This window comes from Bacteroides sp. D20 (genome assembly GCF_003436255.1).
Taxonomy (GTDB): domain Bacteria; phylum Bacteroidota; class Bacteroidia; order Bacteroidales; family Bacteroidaceae; genus Bacteroides; species Bacteroides uniformis.
Genome location: NZ_QSOO01000009.1, coordinates 86,200 through 102,127, shown reverse-complemented (window position 1 = coordinate 102,127; position 15,928 = coordinate 86,200). Strand labels below are relative to the sequence as shown.

Sequence of the window (15,928 nt, the reverse complement as noted above, 5' to 3'; positions counted from 1 at the left end):
ACACCTAAATAAATAGATGTCCTCTCATTGATTAGTTTAGCCCAAGAACCAAGAATATTTATTATCCAGTCCTTGTAATACATTGTTCAGTCCAACACTTACTTCTGTAGCATTTACCCCACGTTGTAAATAGCTGTCTATGTAGCTGTTTTTGTTTGATTGTGTGAGTAAATTATGAAAATCAAAAAGAGATATGGCATTATCTTTCATTCCAAAAACTTCATTGGTGTAATAATCACGACACACACTATTTATTTGGCTGTCAGTGATTAGAAGTCTTGGTATTGCTTTCTGTCTTGCTGGTGAAAGTGCCTGGTACATTCTCATTCTGCCTACCACTTGTGCAAACTGTGTTTCAGATAGATAAGTATCTGATAATGTCTGCATCAAATGTATTTCTTTGGCTGCATTGAAGCCGTTAAGCAATTCCAGTACATTTCTGTAAAGTTCATTGATATTGGTTACTTCCATGTTGAACCTCACACCCTCACCGGTAAGAATCTGATTGGAACAAATTTTCATTCTCCAGCCAATAAAGACGGAAAACTTTTCTAAGCCTTTGGAAGAACGGTACAGATTCAAGTCACTGTAATTTCTTACCCCACCTATGCACAGTTCAAGTTTTTGCCCTCTTATCGTTTCAAAAATGGTTGGAACAGTAAAAGCAAACGCAAGTCTTTGATAGAATTGTGTCTTTTCACATTCCAACAGTTCACTTGCTTTCTTACCAAGCGCGGACGGTATTCTACCACGTACTATATGCGAAACTCTTATTTCGGGAAAGCTCACCTTTTCACCTGCATAGAATGAACTTGCAGCCTCATGCACACAAGAAATAAAGTCTTGGTGTGAAATGGTTGATTCCAAGTTAGCCCAAGTAGGCACAACACATTTGTTTGCAAGTTCTTCCAGTGTGATAGAATCCGTATTAGCTTCCAAGAAAGTAATACTTGGCGTTGCAGTTTCTTCCACAATTATAGTAGCTTCTTCTGCATACTCACCTAAATTCAAAGTTCTTTTCTCCGTTGGCATGATAACTAAATTATTCATATTGATAAAAGTTTAAATGATTAATAGTTCTTTTTTATATCAATATACAGAGGGGGACTAAGGGGGTTGTGGGCACGCAAGGCAGACACTCTTATATATTTAAGATTACTGATTGAATGGGGAGGGGGATTCTTATATGAAGTACCTTATATGTCTGTTTTCTTGACTTTCAGCTAAACTCAATGTAGGTGATTAGCTAGTTTAGTCAAGCATGACGGAATACTGTATATCTTCTTTCTTCTTTGTAATATTTATATTCAGCACTTTAACTATATATTCCAAAGTTATTTCTTCGGAAGTTATTCTATTAGTTAGCAAACTCCTAATTTCTTCATCTTTCATATAAACCAGTTTACAAGCTAGTTCAGCAAGCAATCTGTTTCTTCTTCTGACACTGCCATCTTCCATTACTGTTATTTCATCGTTTCTGTCTGGTGGAGCAACATCGTTATCAATGCACCAGTCATAAATAATATGATAGATTCTTGTATTTGTATCATCTTTCTTAAAATCTGGAATAATGGACTTGTTCAGTATCAGCAAACCATTAGTTATATATTTTATCTGTCCTGCATTGACTGTCATTTCCAGATATTTGTCTAATGTCTTTGTAGCAATGCCCAGTTTTTTAGAAAGCTCCGTTTTGTTAAGCCCACCCAGATACGGGCTTTCACTTATATACTTGTTCGTTTCCTTTTTGCATAGAGCCTTTATTTTAAGCAAGAAGTTCTTTAATTTAGTTCGTTCACCGGCTTTCGTAATGTTCATATCATCATTAAAGAAACTGTTATAAATATAGAAGAAGTTCTCATTACATTTTGCCATATAATATTTGTTGTACGTTTTGTAGCTTCCCTCTGCTATTACATTATTAATTATCACTTTATCAACAAGATTCTTATTCTTCTTTAGCCTTGCAACGCTTCTTTTTACAGTGCTTAATGATATGCCTAGTTTTTCGGAAATCTCCTTTTCCGTAATATTATCCGCAATGGAAGTTTTATAATTTATCCTTGATTTTATATAGGCATATACTATGGTATCCATATTATCTATATTATTAATGTCTTTTGTCAGTGTCGTATATTGTTGTTCCATTGTGCGCAAACGGTTGGTTATTTGATTCTTCTTGGTATATGTTATAAATCTCTCCGCTTTTCAGAGCCTTGTTGTATTTACGTGTTCCGCCTAGATACCGCTTCAATTCCTTTCTGGTATTGAACAGTCTGTTGTTGTATATCATCATAATGTTACGTTTTTATCATTAGTTACTTATCTACGAAAGCTCAAAATTTGATAATGAAGTGCGAAGCACTGAATTATCTATGTTGTAATGTTAGTAATGTAGTAATGTATAGAGTATCATTTTTCCCCTATATTTGGTGTCAAATTTCCCATAGACTACGGCTCATTTTTCCTTAGTACCACTTCACTAAGACTATCTTTAAAAAACAACTGTAATTTACTTCCTTGTGTTATCTGGCTGGTTATGTATGCCGGAACAAGTATTATATGCAGTTCTTGATACTGCTTTATAGAGAGGCTCCGGTAGTCATAAATTACGAGACTGCCAATTATCCAGTTTAAAGTAGAATGTAATTCTACGCTTGTTCACCTGCTTCTTTTTCTTTAGAAAGCCGTTCATTTTAGCCCATATACCGACAGCCACCTTATTACCAGTAATTCCATCACTAAAAGCCATTTCTTTTAATTGTTCAAAGGTGTAATACTCCATAATTTAATTGTTTTAGGTTAGTTTCATTATATACTGTAAAATCTATAGTACTTGAATTACTCTAGGCAGTTCTGGATATACCCCTGCTCGTGGAACTCTTTATCTTTTTATCTCTATACGATTATACTCACCTCTGGTCGGTGTCCCTAATCAAAGGCACACTTTCAATAAAGACCGTATCAGTGCCGCCATATTGCCGCTATTTCCCCATGCCGCTGCACTGGAAGGTAAGAATAACCGTTTTATGCAGCCTTTTGATTCCAGTCCGTATTTTCAACCATTACGGATATATCTATAATCGGCAATAGATAGGTAAACAGTTGTATATTAGTAATTTTTACAGCCTCCGGAGTAGGTGCTATAAAACTTATTAGCACATGAAAAACTGAAATAAAAAAAGGCAGTCAGTTGCCCTGCCGCCTTTGTGAACCCATTTCAAGATGAAATATTATTTGAAGTAAGAAAACCAGTCGTTCGACTGGCTTTCTTTGCCGTAGGATTAGTAATTGAGTATATCCTGCATAAAATCCCTATTCAGAGGAACACAGCAAGGGTCAAAAACGCTTCCAGCCTTTGGAATTTCGTATGATTCATTTATTAATTTTGCATCTTTAAGACCTTGCAATAACTGAATGGTAAACCCACGACAGCACACTCTCATTGAAAAGTATTCACTTACCACTTCTGCATTTTGTTTGGTTTGTGCCCAAGCCAACATCTTTGCCAACATATACTCATTAAAATTTATGCTATACTTCTCCAAAAAAGTAAATAGCTTTGTTAATTCTTTCATATTTCTTTAAGGGCTACCCAGTGAAAAAACTCTTTTCAACTTTCGTCCCTATCTCCTCTGAGACGATGCAAAGGTAAGCAATATTTTGACTCAAACAATATATAATAGATTGATTATCAAATAATTATACATGTGTTAAAAGAGAGCGATTTTCAACACACCAATCTTAAACACTTAAAAATGGGTCTGTTTCATATTAGCCATAAATGACACCAATAGTAGTATATTTATAATTCTCATATCTTCTAATAAGGTTTTTCAAGAAGTTCCTCTTTTCATTAGTGGCAAGGTCGTATTCTTGATAGAATCTTTCATCATCTGATAGTCCCAATATCTTTATCATTCTGGAAATAAGCAACATTTTGTCTATAGACTTGGGGTAAGGTGGCATTGCTGTGTAAGGAGTTAAAAAAAACTTCATCATTTTAGTGAACAAAGCATACATGGGAGTTTTGTCTATGGTAACTTTTTCATTTAGCATTTTCTTTAAGTCAAGTTGCCCTCTGTAGAGTCCGTTGTTCTCCATAAGTTCTTTATATACGGCTAAAGCCACTCCGATTTCCTTAATTGTAGGTTTGTCAGCTATGACATATTTTTGTTTTCCCTCCAGTTTGAAGATTAATCCGGCATTTTTTCCATTGGGTATTTCATTTATTCTACCTATCAATTCTTGAATCCGTTCATTAGATGTTTCGGCAGGCATGGCATCAACGCATTTATCCAGTACCACATCTTTTATAAAAAGTGCCAGATACCAGAATTTACTAATATCTATATGATATGAGTTTAATACATCCAAGATTTCTTCCGATTTCAGATATTCATTCTTGAAACGGACATCTAACGGTCTGTATCTATTTTTTGATTGTGAATATTGTTCAAAGGTTGTATTACACATACCTATTTCTTTGGCTCTTTCATACCGTTCTTCTATGGTAAGATTTCTCTCAAAATATCTATTACAGAATATGATTGGTGCAATAGATTCAGTTGGTATCATTCCCTTATCTGTTTCTTCGTAACCGGGCAGGAAGTGATTGGCAACTTCCCACACATATTCTAATAGTGGCTCATTTAGACATTTGTAGCTTTCAGTCCAATTAGCTTTCAAATCTGGAAGTTCCTCTATCCGGTGTAGTTTTTCTTCTGGCATGGTACATTCATTATTAGTTATACTGCAAAATAAAAGAAAAGTCTGCTAATTGCAGAAGACTTTATTTCTTATCTTCTTTGAGTGCCTTTAGTCTGGCTCTGTATTCCCTTTGTCTTCTGGCATTTTCTTCCTTATGTTCTTGGCAATACTTCACATTATATTCTCTGTTCTTCTGTTTATCTCTTATTGGCTTAAAGCGTTGTTCATAACAGTTGATTTCTTGCAATCTGTTAATGCCTTTAACCTTTCTAAGGTCAGTATAAGCCTTATTCTTTTTTGTATCTAAAAGGAACTGTAACGGTTTCTCTGAAAGTGTAGGATAAATGGAAATATTATATTGGTATGCACCCAGTTTGTCAATAAAAGCATTATCCAGCACTTCATGTATGATTTTGAATCTGGTTTCATCATCCTTTATATTATTGATTGTTTCGAGTGTTACACCAGTAACCTTTGATTCAATGTCTATCAGCATTTGTTTGACTGCTGATTGCTCATTCTTCCATTTATTGAGAGCCTTGTTTTCCTCACTTATCTTATCGTTCAATTCTTTAATGAACGAATCAGCCTTATTAATAGAAAGTGTTCCGTCCACATAAGCTCTATGCTCTATTACATCTATCTTGTTTTGTATGGCGGTTATTCTATTTTCAGAAGTGGTTATTTTATTGTCATAGTTCTCCAATTGCTGTTGGTATTGCTTTCTGGCTTCATCATTATTGGAGGTCATCCTTCCTAAATAAATCATACTACCAGTATACCACAATATACTATCAACTAAATTTATTTGAATCCAGAATCCTTTGTCACAGTTTTGGCAATGATAGGTATTATTATTCTTCTTGGCTACCATAGTCCCCCCACAATAAGGACATCTTAACAAGCCTTTGCCAAAATAATAGTTATTGTATTGCTTCTTTGCCTTGTAAACATTGCCCTCCGCTATTTTTTTACAACGTTCAATCATTTCTAAAGTTACAATGGCGGGATAAACATTGCCCTCTGTTCGCAGCTTGTTGTAACCGTTGCTACTGGACGGCAGACCGGCATAGGCTGTATTATTAAGTATGAGTGATACCATACTTCTGGCTGTAGATAATTTATAATTAAAGATACCAGTGTGTATCAATTCTTTAGCTAAGCTTCCATAACTGTATTTCCCAGTTAGATACATATTAAATATTTGTTCTACTACGGCAGCACTTTCATCCGGCACAATCTTCCTTGTCTTTTCGTCCACTTTATAGCCATACAATAACCAGCCTCCGGTATAGTATGATTCTTTCCTTTTGGCATCCTTGGTGCGTTTCCATCTGGCTAACTTGGTTCTCATCTCACTTTCCGCCATCTGACTGAACAATGTGAATATCATTTCTGCACCCTCGTCAATATCACCGTTATCTTTAAATAAACGTATGGACGGTTCCTTTATTACCAACTGCACCTTATGGTTGATTAGATAGTCCAGCACACTAAAGTTAATCTTCTTTCTTCTGGCAATACGGGACACTTCCCAGCAATAGACACAGTTAATGGCATTGTCCGTTTCTATCAGTTCTTTCATTCTGTTAAGTCCTGCACGTTCTTCTTCTGATAGCTTGATACCGGATTCCTTTTCACAGATAGGTATAATATCATCTGGTGAATAACCGTCTTTAATCGCCATCTCATATATTGCTCTTTCTTGTTCGTCAAAGTCTTGTGTCTTTGTAGATACTCTGACTAATAGTATTGCTTTCATTATCAATGCTTTTTGATTTTTATGATGCAAAGTTAATTAAAAACGTAACAAGTTATCTAAAATATCTAATGAAATATGTGATTGAGGCAATGCGCACCTATTTTTTCCAACGGGCGGCCGCGGTGTATTTCGCCGTTGCGGGTCAGATAGAAATGATAGCCGATGTCACGGAAGCCGCGGTGGTGGATGTGGTCGCGGCGGCAATCCTCAAAGCCCAGGGCCACGCCTTGAGGCGTGGCTGAGCAATGAACAATGAGCAGGGTAATCGTACGCATGGCTATTTGCAAGCGCCCAGACCTAAAGCTCCCGCTATGGCGGTAGCTACGGTGATGATTACTTTGAGGACAATGCCCCACACGGATTTTGACTTTTTGTCTTCACTCATGATGATTGGTAATTGATAATTAGTAATTTGTAATTATTCTCATCCTAACGGATTCTCGCCTTGATCACCGTCACTTCCTCCGGAACCGCCGTCGGAACCACTGCCATCGGGAGCTTTTCCGCCTACGGTGTACAGGGAAGATTCCTTCAGCTGTCCATCCAGGTTGATTTGGGCATTACTCAGTTCGCCAGTGGCACGGGCGCGGAGCTTCAGCCCCTTCACGTTGTTGGCCAGCGAGAAGTCGGCAGCGGATTGCGCCCCTTTCTTGCTGACGATTCCTACGGAGAAGATGGCAAGGTCATCCAGTTTCACGTTCTTGCCGTCCAGAATCAATTCTTTGGTGCAGGAAACCATGTCTGCCAGTACCCCCTTGATGACACCACTCGAATAGGGGGTGTTGTGATTGGACATGTGCTTGGCCAATTTTTCGATGTCGAAGGTTTCTTCGATTACGGGGCGTGCATACCAGAGGCCTTTCAGTGGGCTGTCTTCGCCCGTCACTTGATACTTTTTGTAACGAATCATACAATTAAAATTTAGAAGTTAAAGGATAAAAACATTTGCTGTGTTGAACTCAACGATGCAAAGATAAGGCTGTGGATATGGGCGTTTGCCGGTTTTTGCAGGTTCTCGTCTGTTTGGGTCTGTTTTAGTCGGTTATTTACGCTTGCAAGTTTGATAATGTCATGATTTATAGTTACTTTTGATGAAATATAAATCGTAACTGTCAACTATGGATTCTTTTGTCATACGTACATACGGGCGTACCGAATTGGCCCAAATCTATTGTCCCAATCTTTGTCCGGAGGCTGCCTTCCGCAAACTGAAACACTGGATAGACCTTTGTCCCGATTTGCGTGACGGACTTTCCGCCTTGGGTGGTTCTTCCCGTTCCCGCTCTTATACGCCTGCCCAGGTGCGGCTGATAGTGGCTGCACTGGGAGAGCCTTAAACCTGAGGTTGGATGGCGTAAAGGTCAGGTTGGTACACTTGGTACAGAGGTTCATCCATCCTTTCGTCTCACACACATACGCGTGCGTGAAGCGAAGTGAATGTCAGACTTTGGGTTTCCGGTAGTTTCCCTTGCCATCTACATTTTCCACCAGCCCGTGTTTCTGCATACGTTTGAGCCAGGTGGAGGCGGTTTCCGATTTGATGCCCATCTCTCCGGCTTTCTGCAGGAAAGAGGCCCGTGTGAATTCTTCTTCCATGCTGTCTACCAGCGCATCCCGGTCGGCATTGCCGCGGCTTGTCACTTCGGTGTTGGGCAGGAAGGAGAGGATATGGGTGGTATGCCGGTAAAGGCTTTCGGCCAGTGAGAGTACGGCATGAAAGTCAGCGGAAGCAATGAGGAGATTCCATCGGCTGACAATGTGGTCTTTCAGATTGTCTGTGGCTGTGTGAGGGTCGGGCGACACGTAAGGCGAGGCGGTGATTTCCCCTTGTTCCATTGCGCGGAGCATGGCCACCACTTCCATGATGCGGCAGATGTTGATGGCCAGACGTGCCACGCTGCTTGACATCTCGTTTCCGTTGGCTAGTCCGGAGCGTACGAAAAGCCGGGAGAAGAGCCGGTTGAATTCATCTTTCTGTCCGTCCGTAAGGTGAAGGGTGAATATTCCGTTCATGACAATGGTTTTCAGTTTGTCCTTCCATTCCATGCCCAGAGCCTTGAAGGTATCTTCAAGATCGCTGTCATTGCGGTCGAACTGGTTTTGCCAATGATGTATGGCAGGCATGTAGTAGAATACCTGGCGAGAAAAGAGCCCGTTCTCAGCAGTGGGAATCAGTGGTTTCACTTGTGAGGGGGTGCCTGACAGAAGTACGGAAAGATAAGTTTTCTTTACCTCTCGGTATTCGTGGTCGGTGCGCCGGTTGTAGGACAGTCGGTCGTGGTCGAAGGCTTTGCGCATGGTGTCGCTCCAGTGTCCGTATTCCGAACCGATGGCGGTGGAGATGGTGTCGGCTTCGCTTTCGCATATCAGTCCGGTACCGTCGGAGTCCATCAGGTTTTGCAGGATGCCGGTTCCGGTGTTGTTGCCCGAGATGAGGAACATCTTGTTGAGAGGCATTACGGGAGTCTCCGTTTTTCCACGTTCCTTGCCCAGTGTGTCGTATTTTGCTTTTTCGCGGCGGTAACATGCCATGCTTTCGTCTACCTGCCCACGTATTTCATCGTGAATGGGCTCGGCAAGCAGGCGTACCAAGGAGAGCACTCCTTTGCCGGATGCAGGTAGGGCTACTACAAAGGTTTGCAGGCAGGGGGACATCATTTTTCCTCCGTAGGAACATCGGACGTGTTTTCCCATACTGGCACCCAATACGGTGATGGCACCCAGTAGCAGTACATCGTATTGGGCGAGGGAGGTTCCGCAGCTCATGATGCGATTCAGGGGATAAGGCCAGTGGAGGTGTTCGTCGAAAGTGGGTAATGGAGACAGTGGTTCAATGCCCGATGCGGACTCTTCCTCGCGTGCGCGTGTGTGTGAGGTAGAAGAGAGGGGTGAACTTTGTGTACCAAGTGTACCAATGGCGGGTGCGGCTTCATGCTGAATCTTCACGCCGCAAAGCTCGGCCAGATGAAAGGCGGTTCCTAGATGCACGTCGTTACGGCCGGTCTTCAGGGCATTGCTGAAGAGCTTGTCGGCTGCCCGTTGGTCGTACTTGGACGACAGGCTGCACAGACTTAAAAAATCATGCCGTCCTGCTTCTCCGCAGTCGGTGGCAATAGCAAATGCCAGTTGTATATATTCTTGATAGGTTGGAGCAATGTCTGCTCCTGCATTTCTGACTGCTTCGGCCAGAAGGTGCAATGAAGATAGTGGTTCCATCGGATTTGGTAATTTATAATTAGTAATTTGTAGTCGGTGATTTGCAATGACTCATCATTCGAAATTCACAACTTCTCTGAGCAGTGCCTTCGGGTCATGGCAGAGGAAACAGGCACGTACGAGGTCTTTCCCCGAAGTGTCCACTCCTTTTCCGGGTTGTGTATTTTCGGTGTCATACATGCAGTGGACGTAATTCATGGCCCAGCGCACCGCCTCCGTGCTGTCTTTTCCGATAGGACAGGGTACAAAAGCCTTTACACCTCGTCCGGTAGGGCTGATGAACACCAGTACCGGTGCGAGGTAAGGGTCTTTGAACAGTAGTTGCTTCAGGCGTCCGGCTTCGTCAGGCGAGTCGAGATGGTCTACGTCCACCACCACCAGTCCGGAGGGTAGCTTTAGGCAGTCGCTCCGTCGTCGGGTGAATACGCCGCAGGGGGTGACGTAGGGTAAGGTTTGCTGTTTCAGCATCCGGCAGTTGTTATCATCGCCTTGTAGGGCAGCTTCGCGGATGGCTTGTGTTAGGGTGATCAGCCGTTTGTTGGCTGTGATGAGTTGGTAAACTTCGTTCAGTTCTAAAGTACGCAGGGGGGTAAGCGTGGCGCTTTTCACGGTTTTCCCGGTCGCTCCGTCCTTCATCGGCGAGATGGGTGGCATGAAAAGCGACATTTTAAAAGATTTTGGCATATTATATGTTTAAATGGTTGGCTCAAAGGTATTCATTCTCTTTCGTTGAATCTTTCCCACATGTAAGAAAGATTTTAAAGGAACAAAGTAAATAATAACAATATATAACATAGTATTCTATCTAATTACTTAAAATTTATCTAAATGGGCAAAAATTTTATTCACCCTTCATTGGGCTTTTTTATCGAGCGAACGAGAAAACAGAGTGGAGTCACTATTGAAACTCTTTGCAAGGATTTGCATATTTCTCCATCCACGTACATAGACTTAAAAAAAAGGGTGTAACGCCCCACTTAGTACATACGAAACTCTTCTGCGATACTATATCGATGAACTGGAGGAACTGGATGATGACGAAATCAGGAAATTGGCTGGGGAATGGGTGGAGAAATGGCTGGAGGCTAGGAAGAAGGGGGAGTGATGATTGGATTGGTTGATTATTACTGATAATTAAAGGAATCTATATAAATGATTAATTTTACAGTAGGTCCGGTGCAATCTTCTGATGCTGTACGGGCCATAGGTGCCGAACAGGTGCCATATTTTAGAACAGCAGAGTTCTCAGAAATGATGCTTGAGAATGAGCGTCTTGTTAAGAAGTTTGCTAATGCGACTAAAGATAGTAAGGTTGTTTTCATGACATGTTCTGGCTCTGGTGGTATGGAGGCTGCCATCATAAATTGCCTTACGCCACAGGATAAGGCTCTTGTAATCAATGGTGGTAGCTTTGGTGAGCGTTTTGTGGAATTGCTTACCCTTCATAAAATTCCCTTTACGGAAATTAAGCTTAAGTATGGTAGAGCTTTGAAGCCTGAACATCTTGCTGAATATGAGAGCAAGGGTTACACTACTTTCCTTATGCAGAAGCACGAAACTTCTACGGGGGTACATTACGATATCAATCTTGTTTCTGATTTTTGCAAACGTAATAATTGTTTCTTGATTGTTGATACAATCTCTACCTTCCTTTGCGATTCATTTGATATGGCGGCAATGGATGCAGGGGTGATGATTACTGGAAGTCAGAAGGCTCTTGCTTGCGCTCCGGGTATTGCAGTTATGATTCTTGCTCCTTCGGCTATTAAACGTATAGAAAAGGTCCAATGTTGCTGTCAGTATCTTGATTTGAAGCTTGCTCTTAAAAATATGGAGAGAGGGCAGACTCCTTGGACTCCTGCTGTTGGTATCCTTCGTCAAATTAATGTCCGTTTAAAAGAAATTGAATCTGCAGGTGGTGCGGAGGTGGAGATTGCGCGTTGTGCAGAATTGGCTAAGTATTTTCGTGATAAGCTTGTTGAGAATAATCTTCCTTTTGAAATTGTCAGTGAAAGCCTTAGTAATGCTGTCACTCCGCTCCATCCCATAACTCAATCTGCTTTTAAAATTTTCCTTAAGATGAAGGATGAGTATGGAATGTGGATATGTCCTAATGGTGGAAATATGAAGGATACAATTTTTCGTATAGGTCATATTGGTCATCTTCAGAAGGAGGATTACGACAAACTGATTGCTGCATTTATTGATTTAAGAGAAAAGCGATTTATCTAAGGTTATGAAGAAGGTTATTACTTACGGAACATACGATTTGTTTCATCAGGGGCATTATAACCTCTTAAAACGTGCGAAAGCTTTAGGTGATTACCTCATTGTGGGTGTTACCACAGATAGTTTCGACTTGGAGAGAGGCAAGATGAACACGTGCAATAACGTGATGGAACGTATTGAAGCGGTTAAATCCACCGGTCTTGCAGATCAGATTGTGATAGAAGAATATCGTGGGCAGAAGATTGATGATATACAGAAATATGGAGTGGATATTTTTGCAATCGGTTCAGATTGGGAAGGCTATTTTGACTATCTCAACGAGTTCTGTAAAGTGATTTATCTTCCTCGTACTCAAGGGATATCATCTACTTTGCTTCGCCAGAAATATCCTATTGTCAATATTGGCATTATTGGTACTGGCAGTATTGCTTCACGTTTTGTTCCAGAGTCGAAAAATGTGAATAGTGCGTCCGTTTCTGTTGCATACAATCCTAATCAAGAAGAATGTGTTTCGTTCTGTGAAAAATTCTTGATTCCTATAGTTGCTCGTGATTTAGAAGAGTTGTATGAAAATTGCGATGCCGTTTATATTGCATCTCCACACTATACTCATTATGAATATGCAAAGTCTGCTTTGAACGCGGGAAAGCCTGTTCTTTGTGAAACTCCATTTGTATTTAGTAAGAAGCAGGCAGAAGAACTCTACTCGATTGCAGAGAAAAAAGGTTTATTGCTTCAGATTGCACTCAAAACTGCTTATTGTCCTGCTTTCGGGCACTTATTCTCTCTGCTCAAATCCGGTGTGATTGGTGAGATCGTTGAGGTAAATGCTTCTGTAACCACTCTTACAGACGAAAATTCAGCAAAGCTTGACAGTAAACATTTTGGCGGTAGTATGAGCGAGAATGCTTGTTTTCCTCTGCTGCCTATCTTTAAGTTTTTGGGGACAAAGTTCCGAAACATTAATTTTTATTCAAAGATGAAGAATGATGTGGATATGTTCACTAAGGCTGTTTTTCGTTATGATCATGCTGTTGCTTCATTTCAGGTAGGGTTGGGGGTTAAAACAGAGGGCTCTTTGACTATTGCAGGAACCAAGGGGTATGTGTATGTACCGGCTCCATGGTGGAAGACTGATTGTTTTGAAGTCCGTTATGAAGACCAAAATTATAATAAGAAGTATTTTTATCCATATGTAGGTGAAGGTTTACGCTATGAAATCAAAGACTTTGTAGCTGCAATCTTAACGGATGGTTATTATTTTAGTAAGGTGTCGAAGGAAGAGAACCTTATGATGGCAGAGGTTCAGGAAATATATATATTAGGAAAGAATGTGTACAAGTTGTAGCACTATTATTGACTGGCGAGGGTAGTTAGTAACTAAAATATTTAAGTATTACAAAACATCTTTCAGTTTATGTTCCGATTAAATAGACTTGGCAAAATTCAATATTAATAGATATGGTATGTTTTGATTATTTAAGACGTAAGAGGTATCTATTTAAAGAGAAAGCTTCTCACATAGTGCTATTAATAGAGTTACAAAGAGTGAAATGGTAAATTTGAAATTGTATTTGTTGAAAAAAGAATTACAAATATTGATTGTGTCAATATTCTTTGCACTATTTGTGTTTTTTGCTCGATATGTTATTGAGTCTATTCCTTGTTTGCAATATGCTCTAATTTTATTTATCGTATATATACTTGTAAGCTTTCTTCGTTTTGTTAAGGTCGTTAGCTGTATAATGATTTTTATTTATGGATTTATTCTTTTTCTTTGTTCAAGAGTATTTTTATCCATCTTTGATAGTTCGATTTTGTTTGAATCGGATAAGTATGTCTTTTATACTTTTGCTGATACCACTGTTCTTGAAGTATTATTAATACTTTCTGTGAGTTTTGTTTCGGTAATAATCGGATATTTATCGAGTTATGCAAAATCAGATTTTAAAGCAAAGGATTACACGCAATTTACATCGCAAGCCAGTTCTTATGTTTATACGGACAAACAATTACAAAAAATTCTCTATTATTTAATTCTGCTATCTGCACCAGGAGTACTTTATAAGGGCATGCATGACTTGATGTTGATAAAACAATATGGTTATTTAATCATGTTTATGGAAATGCCTCCTGCACCTCTTTTTGCGAGAGCTAGTTGGGGATTTTTTAATATAGTTTTTCCAATGCTATTAATGTTTGTTCCGTCAAGAAAACAGTTTAAATATTACTGTGTACTATTTTTTCTGGTGTCTTCAGTATCTTTTTTGAAAGGGAGTAGAAGTACATTATTAGCTCCTATCGTTTATTTTATTTGGTTTTATTATTCTTTTTATTCTACTAAAAAGATTTCAGTAAAAAATATAGCTTGTTTCATTCTTTTTGTGGCATTTGTAGCTCAGGGAATCTTGTTTTTGAGGGACAAAGATGCTTCTTTTAATCTAAGCATTTCTCAGATGCTCTTTGCTTTATTTTATTCTCAAGGTGCTACTTATGTCTTATTAGGTAATTATTTAGATTATTCTAGCGATTTCGCTAATTCCACAAGATATTCTATTCTGTTTTCTTTATGTACTACTTTCTTATGGTTTTTTAACCCTCTTTATAGGAAAGGACAGTCAGAGGAACTGGTACAACATACCTTAAGTTTGGATGATCAATTAATGTATGCCGTCAATCCGGAGTTATATTTGTCTGGTGTTGGCTATGGGAGTTCGTATATTGCTGAACTTTATCAATTAGGAGGTGTGTTGGCATTGATTATAGGTAGCTATTTAATAGGGCGAATCATAAAATGGTATGAACGGAATTATAATAAGTCATATACTTATGTGTATTTTTCTTGGTTTATTATTCCACATTTAATATGGACCTCAAGAGGTAGTTATTTCCCATCTCCATTCTTAATTATGATAGGAGTTTTATTTTATGTTACGTTAAGGGCAGTTGTTGTAACATGGAATAAACGAAAATTGAAAGATGCATTTTTTAATAAACTTATTATTTTTTGAATAGCAATGAGTAATGTGTTAAAACTTTTCTTAATAAAAATACTTAAAGAATCATTCCTTTTATTGTCACTCTATAACACTTATTATCGCTTGAGAAACAAGAAACGGTTTTGGAAAGAGATTAACCGTCGTCAGGCATTGAGCATGTTTGATTATAAGGAATTAGTAAAACCTATACCTTATTATCCAATAGAGGCTATTAAGGATTCTAATTTTTATGGTCAGGCTTATGCTTTGAAACAATACTCAGGTGTAAATAAGTTTGGATGGTCAATAGAACATGGACTTTATGTAGATGATTATGTGCCTATGGCCGCGTGGTGTAAAACGACCAAACGTATCATGACTTTCAGCAACATACGAGTGAAGGGGCTTGGAAGTTTACATAAACCCGTGATTGCTATTGGCCCTTACATACATTATGCTGAATGTATGTTGAATAGTGAAGAGATGAATTCCTTGAAAAAGGAATTAGGCAAAACTCTTCTTTTCTTTCCTACACATACATGCTGTGAGGGTGGCTTAGAATATGAAATACATTGTATGATTGATGAATTGCTAGAACTTAAAGAGAAGCTTGGATTTGATACTGTAATTGTGAATATGTATTATTTAGATGAAAATAAAAACGGTTTTGGTGATTTATATAATAAAGCTGGATTTAAAGTGACCACTGCTGGTCATCAGTTGGATATAAACTTCTTGAATCGTCTGAAAACGATTATCTTATTATCTGATTATACTTGTTCAAATAGTATTGGTACTCATACAGGATATTGCGTATATCTCGGCAAACCTCATCTTGTAATTAATCCTGTACAAACCTTGGAAGAAGTGAATCCTTTATGGCGTGATTTATGGGAAACTTTTGAAAAAGATTCATCACAAGCACAAGTGGATAAACGACTTCTTGCCTTCAAATATTGGGGATTTGATTGTGTTAAAAGTAGGGAAGAAATGAGGGCTCTATTAATAAATAATGGATGTTGAATATCTTAAA

The 15,928-nt window shown here is 39.1% G+C and carries 15 protein-coding genes and 1 pseudogene; 5 read left to right on the top strand and 11 right to left on the bottom strand.

The features are described from left to right. Positions 1–36: 36 nt before the first annotated feature. The 9 genes and pseudogenes from DXD78_RS11085 to DXD78_RS11045 all read right to left on the bottom strand — a co-directional run bounded on the left by DXD78_RS11085 (position 37) and on the right by DXD78_RS11045 (position 7,382). Positions 37–1,050 (bottom strand): DUF3871 family protein, encoded by a 1,014-nt coding sequence (locus DXD78_RS11085; protein ID WP_009038586.1) that lies wholly within the window; start codon positions 1,048–1,050, stop codon positions 37–39. Positions 1,051–1,251: 201 nt separating this feature from the next. Beyond that, positions 1,252–2,097: a winged helix-turn-helix transcriptional regulator gene (locus tag DXD78_RS11080; protein WP_009038585.1), complete on the bottom strand. Its 846-nt coding sequence runs from the start codon at positions 2,095–2,097 to the stop codon at positions 1,252–1,254. Positions 2,098–2,602: 505 nt separating this feature from the next. Then, positions 2,603–2,785 carry a hypothetical protein gene (locus DXD78_RS11070; protein WP_009038583.1) on the bottom strand — a complete coding sequence of 61 codons (183 nt, stop codon included), beginning with the start codon at positions 2,783–2,785 and terminating at the stop codon, positions 2,603–2,605. A 499-nt stretch (positions 2,786–3,284) separates the two neighbouring features. After that, positions 3,285–3,578 carry a hypothetical protein gene (locus tag DXD78_RS11065; RefSeq protein WP_009038582.1) on the bottom strand — a complete coding sequence of 98 codons (294 nt, stop codon included), beginning with the start codon at positions 3,576–3,578 and terminating at the stop codon, positions 3,285–3,287. A gap of 196 nt (positions 3,579–3,774) precedes the next feature. Next, entirely contained in the window at positions 3,775–4,731 is a 957-nt protein-coding gene (locus tag DXD78_RS11060; protein WP_009038581.1) for a hypothetical protein, read from the bottom strand. A 61-nt stretch (positions 4,732–4,792) separates the two neighbouring features. After that, positions 4,793–6,472 (bottom strand): recombinase family protein, encoded by a 1,680-nt coding sequence (locus DXD78_RS11055; RefSeq protein WP_009038580.1) that lies wholly within the window; start codon positions 6,470–6,472, stop codon positions 4,793–4,795. A 68-nt stretch (positions 6,473–6,540) separates the two neighbouring features. After that, positions 6,541–6,747: pseudogene (locus tag DXD78_RS11050) on the bottom strand (N-acetylmuramoyl-L-alanine amidase); the annotation flags it as partial. A gap of 2 nt (positions 6,748–6,749) precedes the next feature. Beyond that, entirely contained in the window at positions 6,750–6,857 is a 108-nt protein-coding gene (locus DXD78_RS21055; RefSeq protein ID WP_005829485.1) for a smalltalk protein, read from the bottom strand. 39 nt (positions 6,858–6,896) lie between these two features. After that, positions 6,897–7,382, bottom strand: coding sequence for a DNA-binding protein (locus DXD78_RS11045; protein WP_009038578.1), 486 nt, complete (start codon positions 7,380–7,382; stop codon positions 6,897–6,899). Between the two features lie 208 nt (positions 7,383–7,590). Between DXD78_RS11045 and DXD78_RS11040 the strand changes: the two genes are divergently transcribed. After that, positions 7,591–7,809, top strand: a complete 219-nt coding sequence (locus DXD78_RS11040) for a DUF4248 domain-containing protein (protein WP_005829478.1) — start codon at positions 7,591–7,593, stop codon at positions 7,807–7,809. A gap of 103 nt (positions 7,810–7,912) precedes the next feature. On the opposite strand, the gene DXD78_RS11035 is transcribed toward DXD78_RS11040, so the two are convergent. Together DXD78_RS11035 and DXD78_RS11030 are read right to left on the bottom strand one after the other, a co-directional pair. Further along, on the bottom strand, positions 7,913–9,688 hold the full coding sequence (locus tag DXD78_RS11035; protein WP_009038576.1) for a DUF3987 domain-containing protein: 1,776 nt from the start codon (positions 9,686–9,688) through the stop codon (positions 7,913–7,915). 54 nt (positions 9,689–9,742) lie between these two features. Beyond that, positions 9,743–10,372, bottom strand: coding sequence for a BT4734/BF3469 family protein (locus tag DXD78_RS11030; RefSeq protein ID WP_009038575.1), 630 nt, complete (start codon positions 10,370–10,372; stop codon positions 9,743–9,745). Positions 10,373–10,840: 468 nt separating this feature from the next. Here DXD78_RS11030 and DXD78_RS11025 point away from each other — a divergent pair, with 468 nt between their 5' ends. From DXD78_RS11025 to DXD78_RS11010, 4 genes are all read left to right on the top strand, one after another. After that, positions 10,841–11,920, top strand: a complete 1,080-nt coding sequence (locus tag DXD78_RS11025; protein WP_022400688.1) for an alanine--glyoxylate aminotransferase family protein — start codon at positions 10,841–10,843, stop codon at positions 11,918–11,920. 4 nt (positions 11,921–11,924) lie between these two features. Then, positions 11,925–13,265 carry a Gfo/Idh/MocA family oxidoreductase gene (locus tag DXD78_RS11020; RefSeq protein ID WP_009038573.1) on the top strand — a complete coding sequence of 447 codons (1,341 nt, stop codon included), beginning with the start codon at positions 11,925–11,927 and terminating at the stop codon, positions 13,263–13,265. A gap of 229 nt (positions 13,266–13,494) precedes the next feature. Then, on the top strand, positions 13,495–14,928 hold the full coding sequence (locus tag DXD78_RS11015) for an O-antigen polysaccharide polymerase Wzy family protein (RefSeq protein WP_157131994.1): 1,434 nt from the start codon (positions 13,495–13,497) through the stop codon (positions 14,926–14,928). Between the two features lie 6 nt (positions 14,929–14,934). After that, positions 14,935–15,918, top strand: a complete 984-nt coding sequence (locus tag DXD78_RS11010; RefSeq protein WP_022400686.1) for a hypothetical protein — start codon at positions 14,935–14,937, stop codon at positions 15,916–15,918. Positions 15,919–15,928: the final 10 nt, after the last annotated feature.

Bases quoted from the DNA above. Each gene is read 5' to 3' on its own strand.
- DXD78_RS11080 (WP_009038585.1), bottom strand. From the start codon at position 2,097: ATGGATACCATAGTATATGCCTATATAAAATCAAGGATAAATTATAAA.
- DXD78_RS11045 (WP_009038578.1), bottom strand. From the start codon at position 7,382: ATGATTCGTTACAAAAAGTATCAAGTGACGGGCGAAGACAGCCCACTG.
- DXD78_RS21055 (WP_005829485.1), bottom strand. From the start codon at position 6,857: ATGAGTGAAGACAAAAAGTCAAAATCCGTGTGGGGCATTGTCCTCAAA.
- DXD78_RS11010 (WP_022400686.1), top strand. From the start codon at position 14,935: ATGAGTAATGTGTTAAAACTTTTCTTAATAAAAATACTTAAAGAATCA.
- DXD78_RS11065 (WP_009038582.1), bottom strand. From the start codon at position 3,578: ATGAAAGAATTAACAAAGCTATTTACTTTTTTGGAGAAGTATAGCATA.
- DXD78_RS11040 (WP_005829478.1), top strand. From the start codon at position 7,591: ATGGATTCTTTTGTCATACGTACATACGGGCGTACCGAATTGGCCCAA.
- DXD78_RS11085 (WP_009038586.1), bottom strand. From the start codon at position 1,050: ATGAATAATTTAGTTATCATGCCAACGGAGAAAAGAACTTTGAATTTA.
- DXD78_RS11035 (WP_009038576.1), bottom strand. From the start codon at position 9,688: ATGGAACCACTATCTTCATTGCACCTTCTGGCCGAAGCAGTCAGAAAT.
- DXD78_RS11060 (WP_009038581.1), bottom strand. From the start codon at position 4,731: ATGCCAGAAGAAAAACTACACCGGATAGAGGAACTTCCAGATTTGAAA.
- DXD78_RS11025 (WP_022400688.1), top strand. From the start codon at position 10,841: ATGATTAATTTTACAGTAGGTCCGGTGCAATCTTCTGATGCTGTACGG.
- DXD78_RS11055 (WP_009038580.1), bottom strand. From the start codon at position 6,472: ATGAAAGCAATACTATTAGTCAGAGTATCTACAAAGACACAAGACTTT.
- DXD78_RS11030 (WP_009038575.1), bottom strand. From the start codon at position 10,372: ATGCCAAAATCTTTTAAAATGTCGCTTTTCATGCCACCCATCTCGCCG.
- DXD78_RS11020 (WP_009038573.1), top strand. From the start codon at position 11,925: ATGAAGAAGGTTATTACTTACGGAACATACGATTTGTTTCATCAGGGG.
- DXD78_RS11070 (WP_009038583.1), bottom strand. From the start codon at position 2,785: ATGGAGTATTACACCTTTGAACAATTAAAAGAAATGGCTTTTAGTGAT.